17 protein-coding genes are annotated in these 19206 nt (G+C 56.5%); 12 read left to right on the top strand and 5 right to left on the bottom strand.

Annotated elements, in window-relative coordinates:
• Nucleotides 1–319: 319 nt before the first annotated feature.
• From NQZ67_RS09545 to NQZ67_RS30600, 4 genes are all read left to right on the top strand, one after another.
• Nucleotides 320–1231, top strand: a complete 912-nt coding sequence (locus NQZ67_RS09545; protein ID WP_257444943.1) for a dolichyl-diphosphooligosaccharide--protein glycosyltransferase subunit 2 — start codon at nucleotides 320–322, stop codon at nucleotides 1229–1231.
• A gap of 102 nt (nucleotides 1232–1333) precedes the next feature.
• On the top strand, nucleotides 1334–2803 hold the full coding sequence (locus tag NQZ67_RS09550; RefSeq protein ID WP_257444945.1) for a hypothetical protein: 1470 nt from the start codon (nucleotides 1334–1336) through the stop codon (nucleotides 2801–2803).
• 23 nt (nucleotides 2804–2826) lie between these two features.
• Nucleotides 2827–3318: a cysteine hydrolase family protein gene (locus NQZ67_RS09555; protein WP_257444947.1), complete on the top strand. Its 492-nt coding sequence runs from the start codon at nucleotides 2827–2829 to the stop codon at nucleotides 3316–3318.
• 491 nt (nucleotides 3319–3809) lie between these two features.
• Nucleotides 3810–5267: a sensor histidine kinase gene (locus tag NQZ67_RS30600; protein ID WP_257444948.1), complete on the top strand. Its 1458-nt coding sequence runs from the start codon at nucleotides 3810–3812 to the stop codon at nucleotides 5265–5267.
• A 36-nt stretch (nucleotides 5268–5303) separates the two neighbouring features.
• Here the strand turns inward: NQZ67_RS30600 and NQZ67_RS09565 are convergent, their stop codons facing one another.
• On the bottom strand, nucleotides 5304–5891 hold the full coding sequence (locus tag NQZ67_RS09565; RefSeq protein WP_257444950.1) for a response regulator transcription factor: 588 nt from the start codon (nucleotides 5889–5891) through the stop codon (nucleotides 5304–5306).
• 294 nt (nucleotides 5892–6185) lie between these two features.
• On the opposite strand from NQZ67_RS09565, the gene NQZ67_RS09570 reads away from it, so the two are divergent.
• Nucleotides 6186–6407 (top strand): cold-shock protein, encoded by a 222-nt coding sequence (locus NQZ67_RS09570; RefSeq protein ID WP_257444952.1) that lies wholly within the window; start codon nucleotides 6186–6188, stop codon nucleotides 6405–6407.
• 100 nt (nucleotides 6408–6507) lie between these two features.
• Here NQZ67_RS09570 and NQZ67_RS09575 read toward each other — a convergent pair whose 3' ends face one another.
• Complete coding sequence (locus tag NQZ67_RS09575) at nucleotides 6508–7716, bottom strand: DUF418 domain-containing protein (RefSeq protein ID WP_257444953.1); 1209 nt, start codon at nucleotides 7714–7716, stop codon at nucleotides 6508–6510.
• A gap of 141 nt (nucleotides 7717–7857) precedes the next feature.
• Here NQZ67_RS09575 and NQZ67_RS09580 point away from each other — a divergent pair, with 141 nt between their 5' ends.
• The 3 genes from NQZ67_RS09580 to NQZ67_RS09590 are packed head-to-tail and all read left to right on the top strand — an operon-like array spanning nucleotide 7858 to nucleotide 11159.
• Nucleotides 7858–8586, top strand: coding sequence for a response regulator transcription factor (locus NQZ67_RS09580; RefSeq protein ID WP_257444954.1), 729 nt, complete (start codon nucleotides 7858–7860; stop codon nucleotides 8584–8586).
• A complete protein-coding gene (locus NQZ67_RS09585) occupies nucleotides 8583–10367 on the top strand; it encodes a sensor histidine kinase (protein WP_257444955.1) in 1785 nt (594 codons plus the stop codon). The genes NQZ67_RS09580 and NQZ67_RS09585 overlap by 4 nt, the downstream gene beginning before the upstream one ends.
• A 33-nt stretch (nucleotides 10368–10400) precedes the next feature.
• On the top strand, nucleotides 10401–11159 hold the full coding sequence (locus NQZ67_RS09590; protein ID WP_257444957.1) for an AAC(3) family N-acetyltransferase: 759 nt from the start codon (nucleotides 10401–10403) through the stop codon (nucleotides 11157–11159).
• Nucleotides 11160–11236: 77 nt separating this feature from the next.
• Here NQZ67_RS09590 and udk read toward each other — a convergent pair whose 3' ends face one another.
• Nucleotides 11237–11875 (bottom strand): uridine kinase, encoded by a 639-nt coding sequence (gene udk, locus NQZ67_RS09595; protein ID WP_257444959.1) that lies wholly within the window; start codon nucleotides 11873–11875, stop codon nucleotides 11237–11239.
• Between the two features lie 240 nt (nucleotides 11876–12115).
• On the opposite strand from udk, the gene glpK reads away from it, so the two are divergent.
• The 4 genes from glpK to NQZ67_RS09615 all read left to right on the top strand — a co-directional run bounded on the left by glpK (nucleotide 12116) and on the right by NQZ67_RS09615 (nucleotide 16733).
• Complete coding sequence (gene glpK, locus NQZ67_RS09600; RefSeq protein WP_257444961.1) at nucleotides 12116–13612, top strand: glycerol kinase GlpK; 1497 nt, start codon at nucleotides 12116–12118, stop codon at nucleotides 13610–13612.
• A 161-nt stretch (nucleotides 13613–13773) separates the two neighbouring features.
• Entirely contained in the window at nucleotides 13774–15462 is a 1689-nt protein-coding gene (locus NQZ67_RS09605) for a glycerol-3-phosphate dehydrogenase/oxidase (RefSeq protein WP_257444962.1), read from the top strand.
• Nucleotides 15463–15582: 120 nt separating this feature from the next.
• Entirely contained in the window at nucleotides 15583–16047 is a 465-nt protein-coding gene (locus tag NQZ67_RS09610; protein WP_257444963.1) for a hypothetical protein, read from the top strand.
• Nucleotides 16044–16733 carry an AIM24 family protein gene (locus NQZ67_RS09615; RefSeq protein ID WP_257444964.1) on the top strand — a complete coding sequence of 230 codons (690 nt, stop codon included), beginning with the start codon at nucleotides 16044–16046 and terminating at the stop codon, nucleotides 16731–16733. Before NQZ67_RS09610 ends, NQZ67_RS09615 begins: the two co-directional genes overlap by 4 nt.
• A gap of 291 nt (nucleotides 16734–17024) precedes the next feature.
• Here the strand turns inward: NQZ67_RS09615 and NQZ67_RS09620 are convergent, their stop codons facing one another.
• Nucleotides 17025–17435 (bottom strand): CHRD domain-containing protein, encoded by a 411-nt coding sequence (locus NQZ67_RS09620; RefSeq protein WP_371825282.1) that lies wholly within the window; start codon nucleotides 17433–17435, stop codon nucleotides 17025–17027.
• A gap of 302 nt (nucleotides 17436–17737) precedes the next feature.
• On the bottom strand, nucleotides 17738–19081 hold the full coding sequence (locus NQZ67_RS09625; protein ID WP_257444965.1) for an alpha-L-fucosidase: 1344 nt from the start codon (nucleotides 19079–19081) through the stop codon (nucleotides 17738–17740).
• Nucleotides 19082–19206: the final 125 nt, after the last annotated feature.

The raw sequence follows: 19206 nt of genomic DNA on the forward strand, positions 1-19206 counted from the left end.
TGCGATGCCTGCAATGAGAAAAAGAATCCCTGCAATGACGTATAGTACGAGTATGACCCATTGAAAGGGAGAAAGCTCGAATTCCGGTCTGTCCACGCCGATTTTCGGCCGGCTGTTCTGCCAATACCCATGGGCGACGAATATCGTTGGAACGAGGATTAACAGGATACTCAACAAAATTTGGAGAATATGACGCCCCATCATCAACCTCCTTAAACGCAGTGTGACTTCGGAAGCCATTGCTTAACTTTTTCCTTTACTTTCCATGCAACTCTGATACGATTACGTTATCAAGAACGTTCCAAGGAGGAGAAGGGTTGTGGGTACGCATCTGCAGAGGGCGCTAAGCTCGATATGGCTGGGCAGTTTTATTTGGCTCATTTACAACAAAGGACAATGGTCGTTCGACACGGCGCTTCTGCTCGCGATTGGCGTCTACTTGGCGGGTTGTGGGATTCGGTATACATTCCTGTCGCGAAGAAGCGGACATGCCCAAGAGGCGAATTTTCCGGGGAAGCCGTTAGCGGGGACGGTGCTGTGGACGGTCGTATTTGCGATTGCCCAGTTCGGGCTCGTTCATTTAACGTACCGAATATTTAACGATGTTGCTGGCGGAGTGCCCAGCGCTTGGACGTATACTTTCATCGTTTTGTTTACACTGTTCGCCATCTGGCTCGCGGTAACGCTAAGCGGAGCTCTTCTTATGCTGGCCGGGCTCGCGAAGGGGGCGGAGAATGCGGAGGCCGAGCGCAAGCTGCTTGAGGTACCGCTTGCGGCATTTAAGCTGCTGGCGAAGAGGGGAACGGGACTGATTGGCCGCGGCACCGCCGCGCTGCTGTTCGTATGGATGGCCTTCTTGCCAGTTGGCGAACAACCCGCGGGGACCACGATCGGGTTTCTGGTCCTGCTGCTAAGCATGGACTGGCTGCATGCCGCTCCTGCTGCCGTTCAAGAGAGCGAAGAGACTCGCGAGACCGGACGCAAAGGCTGGAGATGGACGGCCGTCGTTATCTTAGCGGTATTTTTGCTGTTTTACATTTTTTTGTTCTCCTACTTTTCCGGACCGTCTATCGCCTTCGTCGGGGGTGCGCTGGCAGGGCTGCTGATTTATTTTCTCTGCTGGGGCATCGTGAAGCTGCGGTTATTCGCCGTGTTGAAGTGGCTGATGGCGTTATTCATCTATCCCTCGTTCGCGGCATGGGTATTCTGGATGTGGTTTATTAGTCAATAAGAGGACGGGATCGTATTTTGCATGCAACCGCCCAAGTCTAGGAAGCGTCATATCATTAGAAGTAATGGAGGTGCGGATGGGAAGCGGGAGGGAGAGCGTGAAGTGGCGAAATGGAAGCTCGTGATAGGAGTCCTGCTGGCAATCATCCTACTGACGGTATTCTGGTTGTATCATCATCGAAGCGAAGCGGTCTACAATCGAATCATTCAGGAGGACGGGTACGAGCTGTCGCTGGTGAGGGAAGGAATTTCGGCGGAGTTTTTCCTGAAGCCGGAATGGATACCCGAGCGCGAAGGCGAGGAGAATCGGTTAGACCTTGTCATAAGCAAGCAAGGAGATACGGACATTGTTTTGGAGATGGTCGCAAAGCGGGAAAAGGATTTTTATATCCAGCTTAACCTTGTGCCGCATCCCAATCGAAAAGCGGGGCAGCTTTTATCGACTTCTATCATCGAAGGCGGCACATTCTCGACAGGCAATTTCCAAAGTTGGCAGCTGACCAACTCAAAAGGGACAGAAATGTTGAAGGGTCAGTTCGGCACGGGCAGCGGTCCGGGCAACCTGTCCAATATTTTTATCGATGACACTTTCCGCGATAAGTTTGCAAACGGAGCCCAAGTTCGATTCTCCGGCTACTACTTGTACGGATATCGGCAGCTGCCCACGTATTACGCGTCTGCCCTGCTGTCTATCTTTTATATCGTGATCGTCATTGCCGGACTTGTCATGCTGTACCGGCAGCGCGAGGAACAAGAGAAGGGACTCGCTTGGAAGCTGATCGGTTATCATCTTCTTGGAGGGTTTACGTTTGCGTTCAACGCCGTCCGTTTGCCGCTTGGATTCGCCGTCTATTGGCTGTTTTTCCGGAAGTCCAATACGAACCGCGACATCAAGAGGAAGGCGGCGGTATTCGGCCTTCTGCTGGCTCTTCTGCAATGGGTAACGCCTGGAATAGTAGGCGCCCTGGATTTGAATGGGAAGAGCGCGGTCATCCATCGGGTGTCCATCGAGGAGCTGGGGCATGACGGAATATGGAAAATGATTGCGGCCCAATTAAGAATAAGCGATCAGGCGAAAGTCAATCGATACGAGGCGGTCGTCTCAAGCGGCGGACAGCCCCAGAGCTTCTATCTGCATCTTGTGGATTGGGACACGCAAGGACGTTACATTCACATAGAAGCTAATTACGATGGTTCGGAGCATACGGTGAAGACCGGGCATTACTTCACGGATGAGTGGCAGCAATTCCCGGGAACCATTCCTGCAGATTACTTTTTCAATAAGGTTCAAAGTTTGCAGTTAGCGAACTTGAAGCCTTACGGCGGCGAGTATAAGCAAGTGAAGCTGGAGCTGCAGCAGTACGGGGGATGGGTGAGCTACGCCATCCGAGACGCGCATACTTTTGGCGTAGATGAGGAAGGGGCTTACGAAATCAAGAAAGAGCAGCTTCCGGTTCAGGGGATCTGGATGACCGCATGCGGACTCCCGGAAGCCACGCACCCCGCTAGAGGATGCGAGAACTTCGCGCATTACTTGTTCGATATCGAGGGCGGATCGTTAAGAGATACTTAATAAAAAGGAGCACTTACAGTACTATGAAAATAGGATTTCTAATTATCGATATGCAAAGCGTTCACTTGCAGGATGTCGAGAAGAAAAACATAAAAAGAGCTTGCGAATACATCAATTATGTGGCGGATATGCTCCGGTCCAAGGACCAAGTGGTCCTGCATGTTCAAGATATCGAGGGAATGACGGATTCGAATAAAGATGAATTTAACATCCTCCCGGAAATTCAAATCGATGAGAAGGATGTATTCCTAACGAAAGAGAGCTCCAATTCATTCTGGAAGACGGACCTTGAACAGCTGTTAAACGATCAAGGCGTTGATTTTCTCGTCATAGCGGGCAATGCCGCCGAGCATTGCGTCCTGTTCACCTATAACGGTGCGCTTGAAAGAGGATTTAATACCGTCATTCTGCAGAACGGAATCTTAAGCCGGCATCCGGAAGCGGTCGTATCCACGTACAGAGACCGGAATATCATCTCTCATCCTGCCATCAAATATATGACTGGACTCCTATGAGGGGACAATAGGAATCAAAAAAAGCAGCGGTAACCCAAGACGTAGGTCGGGGTTGCCGCTGTTTTTCTGAAGCCCTAAATGAAATAGCGGAATAAAGGGAGTTATTCCAAAGCAAAAGATAAGTTATCGTTCGAATAGCGGCATAAACGGCACTAATTTCTTAGGGAATGAGCGGTTTCTTCATGGAGGGAAGCATTAACGGTATATCTGCCGCTATTTCGAGGAAAAGCCGGGTTTCATGTGAAATTAGCGGTAGAAATGCCGTTATTGCGTAACGCAGAGAGGGCGGGGCCGGACGACAACTTTTTGCCCCAGCTGTTCAAGATATAGACGGGCTTCGCATTCATCCGTACGTTCACGAAGCTCCAGGGATGACGCCAATAAAGTACTGGAGTCAGATTCGGAGTGGCAAATGATGACTGCAGTCATTATCGGAGCCTGTTAATCTCTGATAAAATAAAGCTAATGTAACCAACCTTAGGGGGAGCTTTGTGGAAGCTTTATATGTGCTCATGTTCGCGTCCATGTGGACGATGGGAGTCGTCTTCCTGATCTACGGCTTCAAAAAAAACTTCTGGATCGCGATGACGCTTCTGACGGGAGGCACGGCCAGCTTCGCGTTTTCGATTCACCTGGCGTTCATGCCGCTCCTTCTTCCCCTGGACGTGCTGACTCCGTTCTGGAGCGGGCTGATCTATCAGGTCTCGGTAGTCGCGATGAGCGTCTATTTCTACGCGTTTCCGTTCGCCGCCGGCATGGGCGGGCTTTGGCTCGGAGCGGTCCGCTCTCTCCCGGTCAAGGTGCTCATTACCGCGGTAATGGCGACCCCGTCCGTCTGGCTGTTCGTCTCGCATCTGCAGCAGGATCCGTGGAACAGCTTTACCGTCGGCGATTTCCGGTGGTGGAGCGGCTTCTGCTTCCTGTTCGGAGGAGTAATGTACGCGATCGCCTTCATTCGCGAGCCCGACAGCTATTTGAAGCGGGGCAAACGCCGGGTGGCCGCGCTGTTCTCGACCGGCACGTTGTGGGCGTTCGTATCGGATTTTGTCGGCTTCCGCACGCTCGTCATGGGCGAATGGAGCTTCGAGCTGGAGAGCAACGGCACCTGGCAGCTGAACGCGATCGTCATCCTCGCTCTGGTGGCGGGCATCATCTACTCCGCGGCGAAATACGGCATCTTGGGCGTCAAGGTCAAGCTCGAGAAGGAGCGGCTCGATTCCTCCATGAGGGCGCTCACGATGGGCGTGTCCATTCTGAACCATTCCATCAAAAACGAGATTCAGAAGATCAACTATTTGACGGAGAAAACGCAGGGGTATATCCAGTCCGGACAGCTCGAGAAGTCGCAGCAGACGATCGAGCAGGTGCATGCCGTCACGGCGCATCTGCTCAGCATGGTCGGACGGATTAAGGATAAGGCGGATGACATCGTGCTTAAGGAAGAGGCCGTGTCCGTCGACGGGCTGCTTGCCGCCGTGCTGAAGTCCATGATGCCGATTCTGGAAAGCCGGGCCGTTAAGGTCGAGCTGAAGCAGGAGGATGGAGGGGAGCTTGTCTGCGACGCGATGCATATGGCGGAAACGTTGTCGAATCTCGTCCATAACGCGGTGGACGCGATGGAGGAGACCGGCGGCCTGCTGCGCATTCGGTCGTTCAAGTTCAAGAAGCATTACGTGCTGGAAGTGAAGGACAACGGGAGCGGCATCCCGAAGGAGCATTTGGCGAGAATATTCGAGCCGTTCTACACGACGAAGAAGAATACGGCCAATCACGGCCTGGGGCTCTCGTATTGCGTGTCGGTCATGAGGAAGCATGGGGGCGATCTTCGGATCGAGGAGTCGGAGGCCGGGAAGGGTACCGCGATTTGGCTTATGTTTCCCGTTAAGCGCTATACGGCAATGCCCGCGACTGGCGTGGGCCAGCCGGCCGCGTCCGTCCTTCACGCATAGGTCGAAGGACGAACAAGTGCGGACCGGCCGAGCCGGCTAATCCCCTTTGAAGTAGGTTAGCTTGCTTTTGATGCTTTTGAGCTGCGATTTGATCGTGTTGGTCGATTTGTGGAGCTTCTCGGAAATTTGCGTCTTGCTTAGTCCTTCCTTGCGCAGCTCGAACACCTCGCGCTCCATCGGAGTCAGCTCCATGAGCTGGATTTCGCTGCGCATGATGCGGGCGGCGTCCGCGTGAATGGTCGAACGGTCCTCGTAAGCTTCGCGAATCGCCTTGACGATATCCTTATAGCTTTGTTTGGTAATATAATTGAGCGCCCCGAGCTGGAACGACTTCATAATGATTTCGCGTTCCGTCAGCGAGGTCAGCATAATGACCTTGATGCCGTCCTCCATCAGCTTGGGCACGATTTCCTTCAAGGCTTCGAGCCCGTCGAGGTTGTTGGCGGTCAAGTTAATGTCCATCAGAATGACGTCGATCGAATGGTTCATGGCCGCCTCGACGGCTTCTTCCTTCGTGCCGGCTACGGCGACGACCTCCATATCCGGCTCATCGGCCAGATCGGAGCTTAGGTTCTGCTGCCAGAAGGGATCATCCTCTACTAGCATGACGCGTATGCGATTCATCCGTATCCCTCCATTCAAGGCTGTATGCAAGTTAGCCATAGTATATCAAATTCACCCAGCCGCAAGGTAGGGTGATTTTTTTTCACCCGGGTGAGCAGGTTGGATCCCCCTGGCCGTAAATTGGAAATTGTGGCGTCCTCGTTGTTATGGTATAGTTAGCGTATCGTATATGAGACCGAGGTCACATATGGGGAAGGGTTGCGATGCTGCCGCCGTTCCCGGTATGTGGCTTTTTTTGTTAACGGGCTCGTAGGATTTCGGTTCGAAATAAGAACGCCAAGGAGGCCTATGCCCATGTACTATTCACGGAAGAAGCCGATGTCGGAGCCCGTTCATGAAATGACGCCGATCTGGGCTTGCACGAAGGAAGGCTGCAACGGCTGGATGAGAGAAAATTATACCTTGCAGGAGACGCCGACTTGCTCTCAATGCCAATCTCCGATGGCTAGAACGACAAGAGAAATTCCGGTCTTGACGGGGTCGGGCTTCGGCTTGAAGACGGAAACGAAGAAATAGCAGGAACGCGAGCATGACGGCACGCGGAAATCGATGATAAAGCCAAACAGCCCAGCGCCAAGGATGCCTCTTGTCGCTGGGCTGTTTGCTATATTTTCGGCTACGCGTTCAGGTCGATCTGCTCTCTCACGATGGTTTTCGGTCTGCCTCTCCAGCTCCAATACGTCCAGACGCGAAGGAGCCGCTCCACCGGTCCGATGCGGAACCGCTTGACATACCAGAAGCTGCCGAGCAGCTGCAGCGCGTAAAGAGTCAAGGCGATGACGATTCCGGCCAGAACGCCGAGCTTTCCGTACCAGCCGAAGCCGTAGCCGTAGAAGAGCGTCGTGCAGACGATCGATTGCAGCAGGTAGTTCGTCAGCGACAAGCGGCCTACCGCTTCGAAGCCCTGCCGCAGGACGCCTGCGCTCCCCAGCGAGAACAGCCAAGCGAAGCCCATGATGTAGCCGATGGCCAATAAGGGGGCGGCTGCGGTTTCGCCGATTCCGCTCAGAATAAAGTCCGGCGCAACGTAAGGCAGCGTCTTGAGAAGGAGCCCGGCGCTAGCCAGCAGGAGGGCCCACTTCCGGTAGAACGAACGCTTCTGCTCCGGACGGTGGAACCATTCCTTCTTGGCGGCATAGATCCCGAAGAGAAACATCGGGGCAATCAAGATTGGAGCAAGAACGATAGCCGCAATCATTACGATCGGGGCTTCATCGATCGGTCCGGCATCCTCGAGGCGGAATTGAAAAATGTCCGGATAAGAACCCGTTTGATAGATTTCGGTCGATTCCAGCACGTACTCCCGGGTACGCTCCTTGTCCATAACCTCCTGCTCGAGGTTCATGCCGCTTACTCCAAGGCCCGTTAGGCCGAATAGAGAGAGGAGGACGACTCCCCAGACAAGAACGGTTTTGGCTTTGCGCTTCAGGAACACGATGAGAAGGAGGCCCATCAGGCCGTAAACCATCAGAATATCGCCTTCCCAAATAAACAAGGAATGCAGGGTGCCCAGGCCTATGAGCATGGCGAAGCGCCGTATCAGCACCCATTTGTACGTCCCGTTTCTGGCCAGCTGCCCTTCCATGAGTTTATACATGCCGTACCCGAACAGGAAAGCGAATATGGGCATAAAGCTTCCTTCGATGACGATCTTGACCATCGTATGGGCCCAGGCTTCCGTATCGGACAGCCCGAAGAGCTCCAGCTCGTCCTTGCCCCACATGCCGAACTGGAAGATCAGCATATTGGCCATCAATATGCCGAACAAGCTCGCCCCGCGAATTTCGTCCACGATCGTTTGTCTTTCTTTTCTCCTATCCATCATTGGAATCTCACCTCGTTCCTCATTGTAACTTCCCATATTTACCAGTTGATTATGCTACCCTTATCATTTTCTTAAGCGATGAGTTTCCGTTAAACGGAAATTAAGGAATCTGTAGTATGATGGAAGCGGAGGGGATTCAGGTTGGATTATTCGAACGCAAAGATTTTGATTATAGACGATGAACGGGCCATTACGAAAATGGTCGAGATGACGCTGCGCAAGGAAGGCTTCCGCCAGCTGTACACGGCGCACAACGCGGCGGATTCGCTGCGCCTGATCGAGAGGCACGGCGCCGATATCATCCTTCTGGACGTGATGCTGCCGGATCAGTCCGGCTTCGAGCTTTGCCCTAGGATAAGGGCGCTTACCGATGCCTATATCTTGTTCCTAACCGCGAGAACATCGGATCTCGACGTGCTGACGGGCTTCGCGACGGGAGGCGACGATTACGTCACGAAGCCGTTCAATCCGCTCGAGATCGCGGCTAGAATCAAAGCGCGGCTTCGGCGCGGGAACGCGCAGTCGGCGCAATCGCCGGCTTCGAGGGAGGAGAAGCGGCAGCGGTACGACTATGGGCGGTTCACGCTTGACGACGCGGCGGGCGAGCTGCTGGTGGAGGGAGAGCCGGTCGCTTGTCCCGCGATGGTGTATCAGCTGCTCCACTTCCTGTGCAAAAATCCCGGCATCGTCTTCTCCAAGGCCCAGCTGTACGAGGCCGTATGGGGGCTCGAGGGCGACGCGGACGATAACACGGTGATGGTCCATATCCGCAAAATTCGCGAAAGAATCGAAAGCAATCCAAGCGAGCCGGCGCACTTGCTCACCGTGAGAGGGCTGGGCTATAAGCTGGTGAAGGAGCCGCGCTTATGAAGAGGCGCAATGTCAGAAGGCGGCTGACGCTTCATTTTACATATCAGATGCTTATGCTTTTCGTGTTCGTCACCATCTTTATCGCCATTCTGATCCTGACGGTCATCCAGCTTGTCTTGAACGACGGCATGAAACGGAGCTATCCCGTCGGGGCGCTGGACGCGATCGTGATGGAGACGTTCGTCGACGGCAAAGGGGCCGATGTTCCGGAGAGATGGGAGAAGCAGCTCTTCGAAGAGGGCTACTGGCTTCAGGTTGTGTTAGGGAACGGAAAAGTCATCTACTCCGCCAATAAGCCGGAGGATATTCCGGAGGATTATAACCTAGCGGAGCTCCTGAGAATGGAGCAGACGGGACGCTTCGGCTCTTATGAGCTTATGATGGATATCGACGAAACGGTGGCCGATGGCGCGTTGTTCGTCCTCGGCTATCGCGACGAGCGATATGCCGCCGTACGGAGCCTATATGAAACCTATGCCGTGAACGGACGGTTGGAGCCCGCGGAGCAAGCATTCGCAAGCTTGGACGAGGAGCTGCGGTCAACGGAGAGGACGCTGCATATCGTTGACGAGGAAGGCAGCGTTCTGCAGAGGGCCGGCGCGCCGCTTGAGAGAGACCGCTACCGTCCGCTTGATTTGCTGCTCATGGAGAAGCTGGCCGGAACCTATCCGACCAACGTATCCTTCTATCAGGATTCGGAATCAGGCACAGTGTGGGTGCTGCACGAAGCCAAGCGCGGGAGCTTCGTAAAGCAGCCGATCATGAAGGAAGTCATCATCGCGGCTTGCATCATTGGCGCGACCATTCTCGCGGCGACGCTAGCGTTCTCGATCTACCACGGCTACCGGTACGGAAGGCCGCTGCTGCTGTTCATCGATTGGTTCGGCCGCTTGGGGAGGGGACCATATGAGGAGCTGCTGACGGACAAGGAGAAGAAACGCCTGTACCGCCGGAACGGCAAGCTGAAGCGCCGGTTCAAGCTGTACCAGGAGGTTATTGACGGCTTCCGCGACATGACGGAGAAGCTGCACGCGGCCGAACGGGATCGCGCCCGCCTGGAGCAAACGCGGGAGGAATGGATGACGGGCATCTCGCATGATCTGCGGACGCCGCTCAGCTCGATTCAGGGCTACGGGCATCTGCTCGAGAGCGGCCAGTACCGCTGGACGGAGGAGGAGCTGCGGGAGATGGGAGGCGTTATTCGGGAGAAAAGCGACTTTATGATCGACTTAATCCAGGACTTCTCGCTTGCGTTCCAATTGAAGAACCGGGCCATGCCTTTCGAGCGGAAGCCGATCCGGCTGCAGGAGTTCGCGAGGCGAAGAATGCTGCTCTACGTGAACGATCGGACGATGGAGCATGCCTCGTTCCGATACGAGGACGCGGACGGGGAGGAAGAGGAGCCGATCTATGTGCTCGCGAACGACAAGTGGTTCGCGCGCCTGCTGGATAATCTTCTCGTTAATGCCGTTAAGCATAATCCGGTAAGCACGACCGTATCGGTACGGGTAAGCCAAGCCGGCGGAGAAGCGGTTATCGCGGTGCGGGACGACGGGGCGGGCATGGACGAAGAGACGCTCCGCAATTTGTTCGAACGGTATTACCGGGGCACCAGCACGGACGAAGGCACCGACGGCGCGGGGCTTGGCATGAGCATCGCCAAGTCCATCGCGGAAGCGCACGGAGGCTCGATTCAAGCCGAGTCTCGAGTTGGATGCGGCACGACCATTACGCTTAGGTTTCCGATCGTGCGGGCGGCGGAGGAGAGGACGCCGGCATAGGATCCTTACAGTTGAATACGGAGGGGAACAGCTTTGCACACGAAAGAGAGCCTGTTGAGGCAGCTAGAGCAGTTAGGCATTAATGGAGACGGAACGCTATTGGTTCATTCCTCGATGAAAAGTATGGGGCAGGTCGACGGAGGCGCGGACACCGTCTTGGACGCATTGTCTTCGCATATGCAAGACGGATTGTTGGTGCTGCCCACCCATACGTGGTCGTATATCAACGCGGAGAACCCGAGGTTCTATGTAGAGGAGTCACCGGTGTGCGTCGGCATTCTCCCCGAACTCTTTCGGAGAAGGCCTGGCGTGGTGCGTTCCTGGCATCCCACTCATTCCGTGGCGGCGCTGGGGAAGGATGCGGCAGTATTTACGAGCAGCGACCATCTCTTCGATACGCCATGCGCCAGAGGCTCCAGCTGGGGGAAGTTGCTGGACCGGCGAGCGACGATTATGCTGGTCGGAGTGGATTTGAGGCGCAACACCTTCATTCATGGCGTCGAAGAATGGGTGGATATACAAGGAAGACTAACGGATGGCCACGAGGAACTTTTCACGGTTTTGGCTGACGGCACCGAACTCGCTGTTCCTTCCCGCAGGCATTGCGGGTTATCGTGGTCGCAGCACTTTTGGAAGGTAGATGAAGTGCTTGAGCAGAAGGGTGCCATGTATCGAGGGACGTTTGGCGACGCCGTCGTCAGGGTGTGCGATGCTGCTGCGGTGGCGGAAGTCATTACGGATATGCTCAAGGAAAATCCGGAGCTGTTCTCGGATAATAACCCGCTTTCTTAAAACGCAAATAGCGGTGCAAGGATAACCTCCTTGGCACCGCTATTATTGAGAACTCGCTTATGGATGGGCGCGCTGATTTACAGGCCGGCGCCCCATTCGCGGTCGCCGCTCAAATATTTCTCCGTCAGCACGGACAGCAGCTGGATGCCGACTTGGTTATGCCCGCCTTCGGGAATGATCAGGTCGGCGTACTTTTTGGACGGCTCGATGAACGCTTCGTGCATCGGCTTGACCGTCTTCATATATTGGTCGTGGATGGATTGAATCGTCCGTCCGCGTTCTTCGATGTCGCGCAGCACCCGCCGGAGAATTCGGACATCGGGATCGGTGTCGACGAATACTTTAATATCGAGCAGCTCGCGGAGACGCTCGTCCGACAGCACGTGCAGCCCTTCCAGAATGACGATGCGGTTCGGCTTCAGCTCGACTTTCTTGTCGGAGTAACGGGTGTGGACGGTAAAATCGTAGACGGGCGCGTACGCCGTCTGCCCTTGCTTAAGTCGGAGCAGATCCTCGATCAGCAGCTCGTTGTCGAAGGCGAGCGGATGGTCGTAATTGACGATCTCTCGTTCGCTCATGCTGAGCTGGGAATGCTCCTTGTAGTAGTTGTCCTGGGAGATGAACGTAACCTTGTCCGAGCCGAGCCTGTCGATGACGGAGCGGGCCACCGTCGTTTTGCCTGAGCCGGTCCCGCCGGCGATTCCTATAATAAGCATGCGCGAAAATATGCCTCCTAGCGTGTATGCGTTCGTTGCTTATGTAACTTTCGTATTGTAGCATAGCGGGAGCTTTTTTTCACCACGGCATAATTTCTCAGTTATTGATGCGCGGAGGGATGGTGATCTGTCGCTGCAAGGTGAAATGCTTGACGTTTTTTTGTAGAATGAAGGAGTCATTATTTCTCGGTTTGAAAGCGCTCTATTAATTGGGTTTTATATAGATGGGAGGGATCGAGATTGAGCACTTATATGCTGGCAATCGATCAAGGCACGACGAGCACGCGCGCGCTGCTGGTCGGGCGGGACGGCCGGATTGCAGCGATCGCCCAGGAGGAGCTGCCGCTTGCGTATCCGACGCCGGGCGCGGTGGAGGCGGATGCGATATTTATATGGGAATCGGCGAAGCGGGTCATCCAAGACGCGCTGCAGAAGGCCGGGGTCGGAGCGGACGCGATAGCCGCGATCGGCATGACGAATCAGCGGGAGACGACGGTCGTCTGGGAGAAGGCGACCGGCAAGCCGATTCACCCGGCTATCGTGTGGCAGTCGCGTCAAAGCTCCGGGATCTGCGACAGACTGAGAGCCGAAGGGCGCGAGGAGCTGATACACGAGCGCACGGGTTTATTGATCGACCCTTATTTTTCGGGGACGAAGGTGACCTGGCTGCTGGAGAACGCGGAGGGAGCAAGGGAGAAGGCGGAGCGGGGCGAGCTTCTGTTCGGGACGATCGAGACGTGGCTGATTTGGAACATGACGGGCGGCAGGGTTCATGTTACGGACGTGACGAACGCTTCCCGCACGCTGATGTTCAATATCCACGAGCGCAGGTGGGATGAGGAGCTGCTCCGCATGCTGGGCGTGCCCGCGTCGATGCTGCCGGAGGTTCGATCGTCGTCCGAGATATACGGAATGCTGGATTCGTCGCTGCTCGGCAGGGAAGTTCCGATCGCGGGGGCGGCCGGCGACCAGCAAGCAGCCTTGTTCGGTCAGAACGCCTTCCGGGAAGGCGCGACCAAAAACACGTACGGCACCGGCTGCTTCATGCTGATGAATACCGGAGAGAAAGCAATCATGTCGAGCAAAGGGCTTCTGACGACGATCGCTTGGGAGGTAGACGGGAAGCTCGAATACGCGCTCGAAGGCAGCGTGTTTGTTGCAGGGGCGGCCATTCAATGGCTTCGAGACGGGCTGGAGCTGATCGGCAACGCCTCGGAGTCGCAGGATCTGGCGTCGCAAGTGGAATCGACGGACGGCGTCTACGTCGTTCCGGCTTTCGTCGGACTCGGCACGCCTTATTGGAACAGCGACGTGAGAGGCTCCGTGTTCGGGCTGACGCGCGGCACGTCGAAAGCGCATTTCGTCAGGGCGGTGCTCGAATCGTTAGCATACCAGACCCAAGACGTGCTGGCGGTCATGGAGGAAGAGTCAGGGCTCAAGCTGATTTCCTTGGCGGTGGACGGCGGCGCCGCCGCGAACGATCTGCTGATGCAATTCCAGAGCGATCTGTTGAACGTGCCGGTCGAGCGTCCCGCCGTGTTGGAATCGACGGCGCTGGGCGCGGCGTTCCTTGCGGGTCTTGCGGTCGGGTTCTGGAAGGATAAGAACGAGATCGCTTCGCTCCGGAGGACGGACAGGCAGTTCCAGCCGGACATGGCGGAGACGCGCAGGAACGAGCTGTACGGCGGCTGGAAGCGCGCGGTGAAGGCCGCTATGGCTTTCAGCCCGGAGTCGTGATATAGTCAATCCTAACACAAAACCACGAAATCCCCCTGCTTGTCCGCTCTGCCGGATGAACGGGGCCTTCGTGGTTTTTTGCACATTCAGGTTCGTTCGTCGAGACAAAGCGTAAGGATAACCATAAGCTATTATAGAGATTTTGGGGAGGAGCTTGGAGCATGGAACAGACGGGTGAGAGCGAGAGAACCCCATTCAGCGCGCATTCTCGGGAAAGTACGCTTCTCGGCATGTCGGAAGGCAAGCTGGATGTGCTTATTATTGGAGGAGGCATTACCGGCGCGGGCATCTTGCTGGATGCGGCGGTGCGCGGCCTCCGGGCGGGGCTGGTGGAGATGCAGGATTTCGCTGCGGGCACCTCGAGCCGCTCCACCAAGCTGGTGCATGGCGGGCTTCGGTATTTAAAGCAGCTGGAATTCGGCGTTGTCGCCGAAGTTGGGAAGGAACGCGCCATCGTTTACGAGAACGGGCCGCATGTGACGACGCCGGAGTGGATGCTGCTTCCGCTGTATCAGGGAGGGACCTTCGGCAAAATGTCGACCTCCGTCGGACTGCGCTTGTACGATTGGCTGGCCGGCGTGAAGAAGACCGAACGAAGAACGATGCTGAGCGCGGCGTCGACGCTCGAGAAGGAGCCGCTGCTAAAGCGCGAAGGCTTGAAGGGCGGGGGCTACTACGTCGAATATCGGACAGACGATGCCCGTCTTACGGTCGAAGTGATGAAGAAGGCGGCTGAGCATGGAGGCAGCCCCGTCAATTATGCCAAAGCGGAGGAGCTGCTGAAGGACGACCGGGGGCGGGTGACCGGCGCGCTGGTCCGGGATTTGCTGACGGACCGCGCCTACCGGATCGAAGCTTCGAGAGTCATCAACGCGGCCGGCCCGTGGGTCGACGAGCTGCGGGAGCAGGACGGCTCCAGGAGGGGCAAGACGCTTCGGTTGACGAAAGGCGTACATCTCGTGTTCGACGGCGGGCGCTTCCCGCTTCGGCAGGCCTGCTATTTCGATACGCCGGACGGACGAATGGTGTTCGCGATTCCGCGGGAAGGCAAGACGTATTTCGGCACGACTGACACGAACTATACGGAGGATCCGGCGAATCCCGTCATGACGGAGGCGGACCGGGCGTATTTGCTGAAGGCGGCGAACTTCATGTTCCCCGGCTTGTCCCTCGAGGCTGCGGATGTAGAGTCCAGCTGGGCGGGGGTGCGTCCCCTCATCCATCAAGAAGGGAAATCCCCTTCGGAAATATCCCGCCGCGACGAGATATTCGTATCGCCGTCAGGGCTCATTTCCATTGCGGGAGGCAAGCTGACAGGCTACCGCAAAATGGCGGAGGCCGTCGTGAACCGGACGCTCGAGTTGATGCAGGAGGATGGCGATACGCGCTCTTTCGGACCGTGCGGCACGAAGAGGCTCCCGATTTCCGGCGGCGATACGGGCGGATCGGAACGCTTCGAGGCTTACGCCGCGACGAAGGCGGCCGAAGGAATGGCTCTCGGCTTAAGCGAGGAAGCGGCGACCCGGCTCGCGAGACGGTACGGCTCGAATATCGACGCCTTGTACACTTTCCGTAAAGAGGCGGAGAGATGGGGGCAGCGGTACGGCATGCCGACGGAGATTGCGATGGAGTTAATCTACGCGATCCGGGAGGAGATGGCCGTCAGGCCTTCCGATTTCTTCGTGCGGCGCACGGGGGATATCTATTTCCGCATTGCAGACGTGCGGCGATGGAAGAGACCGGTTATATCCGCCATGGCCAAGGAGCTGGGTTGGAGCGGGGAGCAGCGCGAAGCGTTCGCCGAAGAGCTGGAGCGGATGCTGGACGAATCGACAACGCCTGTCGGCTAAAGTCGCATCCCTCGAAGTCTTCTTCTACCTGCCGACAGCAACCGACAAATATGATAGAATAAGAGGAATAACTCTTGCATATGGGCATTTGCCTATTATTGCTGGAAGAGGTGATTCCTTATGTTATCGCGAGAGCTGGTTCGACGGGTCGTGACCGCTATTTTCTTTTTATTCTTATTCCCGTTCGCCGCGCTGACCGCGGAGGCTGGCATGTTCGACCGAATTCAGGACATCTACGAAGCGCCGGAGCGTCTGGAGGATATGCAGTCGCAGCTGCAAGAGCAGCAGGCGCGGCTGGAGGAAGCCCGCAAGCAGGCGGAGGAGCTGTTGTCGAGGCAGGAGCAGCTGCAGCAAAGCAATGAAGCCTACCGCCGGCAGAACGAGGAGCTCGCTGCCGAGAATGAAGCTTTGCTCGCGGAGATGGAGCAGGCCGAAGCGCAGCGCAAGTCGCTCTACGCCAAGGCGGGAGCGATCGCCGGCACGGTGCTTGCGGCGATTGCCGTCTATGCGGCGTCCGTGCGCGTCTGGCGGTACATGGTATGGAGAAGGCAGGGGCGGGATAGCCACGGAGCCATGCATCTATGAAGCTGACGACTCCGCCGCCAGCCGGCCACGTTCAAGTCGAGCTGGAAGACGCCGACGTGCTGCACGTGCTGCATCCGAAAGCGATCACGGCCTATCAAGGCGCTCCGCGAAGCCGGGAGGATCGGTTCCTGGACGTTGGCGGAGCCATGCGGAAGAAGAAATGGATTCGCTCGAGGCTGCAAGGGCCTTCGCGATTCGTGATGGGTCTGCCGGCGGGTTATTCGCTTGAAGCGATCGAGATTCCGGCGGACAGCAACCTGCTGTTCGACTTCCGCCACGTCGCGCTGTTCACGGACGGCATGAGCTACAGGGCAAAGGTTCTAAAATGGAAAACAGCCTGGATTACGAGAGAGCTCGTCCGGATCAAATTCAGCGGACCGGGGACGCTTGGCGTGCTGAGTGCGGGCGACTTGGCCACGATTCAGCTTCATCCGGAGCAGCCGCTCTTCGTAGATAAGAACGCGCTGGTCGCTTACCCCGAGGATGCGGAGATTCGGCTGTCCGTATACGGGAACACGCTCGCCAGCCAGCATATGAACGTCCAGTGGGAGCTGAGAGGGAGAGGCCCGGTGCTCGTGCAGACCGGCTCCAGAGATACGGGACTGGAGGACAAGCTGTCCGGCGACGGCTGGTTCAAGCGAATCCTGCGCGAAGTGCTGCCGTTCGGCAGCGTGTACATTAAATAACGAAGCTGTCCTTTTGCCGCGTGGTTTGCGTTCTTGCGGCTGGCGGGGCGGCTTCTTTTTTAGCAGGCTCCCGCCGGCTTGGAGGGCCGCCATCTAACACAAATAGACGTTTGTGGCACCACTAATTGCTTCAGACCTGCCTCTTCAGCACAAATAGACGACTCTCCGTTCTGTACGAACATTCAAAAGCGCAAAAGCGCTGTCCGCCTCCAAAGGGGGCTGACAGCGCATGCTTTGCACGTACTAGACGCGATTTGAAGCCGGCGAGCCTGCACGCAGCTCAAAAGAATGCTAGTCGTGAATCTGCCCGCGGATCTCGCCATCAGGATTGCGGCGCGTATGCACGTTGACGTACGCGTTGCCGCGCTCGATCTCGCGGACGAGACGGGCGATCGTGCTGCCAGCGAGCGGACCTTCCAGGTCCCTGCCCCGCAGCGTGCCGGTGATGGTGCCGTTGCGGAACGTTACGCCCTCGCGGTTGGGACCGAACAAGGTGGCGACGACGGGGCCGTTCTGGCCGGGACGGCCCAGATGAATATGAGCCTCCGTCACCCGTCTAATGTTGAAGAGGCGGAGACGGAACCGGAGCCCGAGTCTCCGTCTCCAGCCGCGGCCGTTCATTTCTTCGGATTGTTCGTTGCCGAAGAAGGGAGGACCTAAGCGGACTTCGCGAAAAACGGCCGTACCGGAGGCATTCGTCATGACGGGAGGAACCTCGTTGCTCCCCCTTAAGAAAGCGCGAAACGTTGCGATTGAACATCACTCCTTCGAGGTAATACCACATCGTATTCCTCGCGGAAGAGGGAGCTTGTTCGCTTGTCCCCCGGCAACGGTGGAAATTCCATCCCACAGAACGCGCTGCGGTAACGGTGAGCTTGGGAGTTCCGGTAAATAATCGGGCCGGCCCTACTCAAGCTAACGATTTATAATGGTCCACTCCAGCTCGGCCACGCTCCGGCAAAGCAATAATCCACCCACCTTAACCAGGCTAACGATTTGCGATGTTAACCTTCATCGTTCAGCGCGTCCGGAGCCAGCACCAGCTCGATGACGGTCCCGCGCGGATCGGGCAGAGGGTAGGAGTGATGCTCAGGCTTGGCAAAATTGACGAATGCGTCCGACACGAATTCCGTCGCGTTCCAAGGACGATCCGTCGGCAGCTCCGAACCGTCGGCAAGCAGTCTGGCCGACTTGATCTTCCCGCTAAGGCCAATCAAGGAGATGGGGCCGATGCACGCTTCGTGGACGTGAGCGTACAGCTGGCGGCCATTCCAAGTAAAGCGTCCCCAGTCCGGCTTGGGAAGAGGCGCCGCTTGGCAGCCATAGATGCTGGCGCCGTTCTCGCGCATCCAGCCGCCAACCTCGGCCAGAATATCGAGAGACTCCTTCGGTATGCGGCCCTTCGCGTCCGGTCCGACGTTCAGCAGGAGATTGCCGTTTTTGCTGACGCACTCCGCCAGCTTCCTAATGATGGTCGTCGGGCTCTTATAATTGCGGTCGGAGGCGGCATAACCCCAGTTATTATTCAGCGTAACGCACGCTTCCCACGGGATGGGCCTGCCGCCGTTGTCCGTAACGCCTGCCGGTGGAATAATCTGTTCGGGCGAAGCGAAGTCGCCCGAGTAAACCGACGGGTTGTCCAGGAAAATACTGCCGGAGTGCGAGCCGCCTCCCTCTAGCCGGTTATCGATGATGATGTGAGGCTGCAGCGAGCGGATCATCCCCATCAGCTCCGTCGCTTTCCACTTCTCGCCGCTCATCTCCCCGTACGAGAAATCGAACCACATGATGTCGAGCATGCCGTAATTCGTGAGCAGCTCCCGGATCTGGCCATGCATGTAGGCTAAATAACGGTCGAACGCGGCGGGATCTCGCCGGAACGCTTCGTTGTCCCGCATCGGATGATAAGGGTCGCCGTACGCGGGATAGTCGTCGTGATGCCAATCGATAAGCGAATAATAGAGGCCGACCTTCAGTCCCTCCGCGCGGAAGGCTTCGAGAAACTCCGCGACAAGATCGCGTCCCGCCTTCGTGTTCGTAGCCTTGTATCCCGTCAGCTTGCTGTCGAACAGGCAGAAGCCGTCGTGATGCTTAGCCGTGAGCACCGCGTATTTCATGCCGGCTTCCTTGGCGGCCTTGGCCCAAGACCGAGGGTCGTAATCGACGGGATCGAATTCGTCGAAGTACTTCTGATAATCCTTCGCCGAAATCTTCTCGAAGCTGCGCACCCATTCGCCTCTAGCGGGAATGGCGTACAGCCCCCAGTGAATGAACATGCCGAACCTTGCATCCAGAAACCATGCCGTGCGCTCCGTTCTTTCGCGGATAAGTTCTTGCCCGGTTTTCATATCGCGAGCCTCCTCGTCACTTCTGTATTTTCAGCTTCAGTCTAGCAGGGTTATGGTAGAATAAACAGACAACCGCGTAACCAGCGCGGGTACAAAATTAACTTTTCGGGAGCTGTTCGGAAGCC

This window comes from Paenibacillus soyae (assembly GCF_024623455.1).
Lineage (GTDB): Bacteria > Bacillota > Bacilli > Paenibacillales > Paenibacillaceae > Pristimantibacillus > Pristimantibacillus soyae.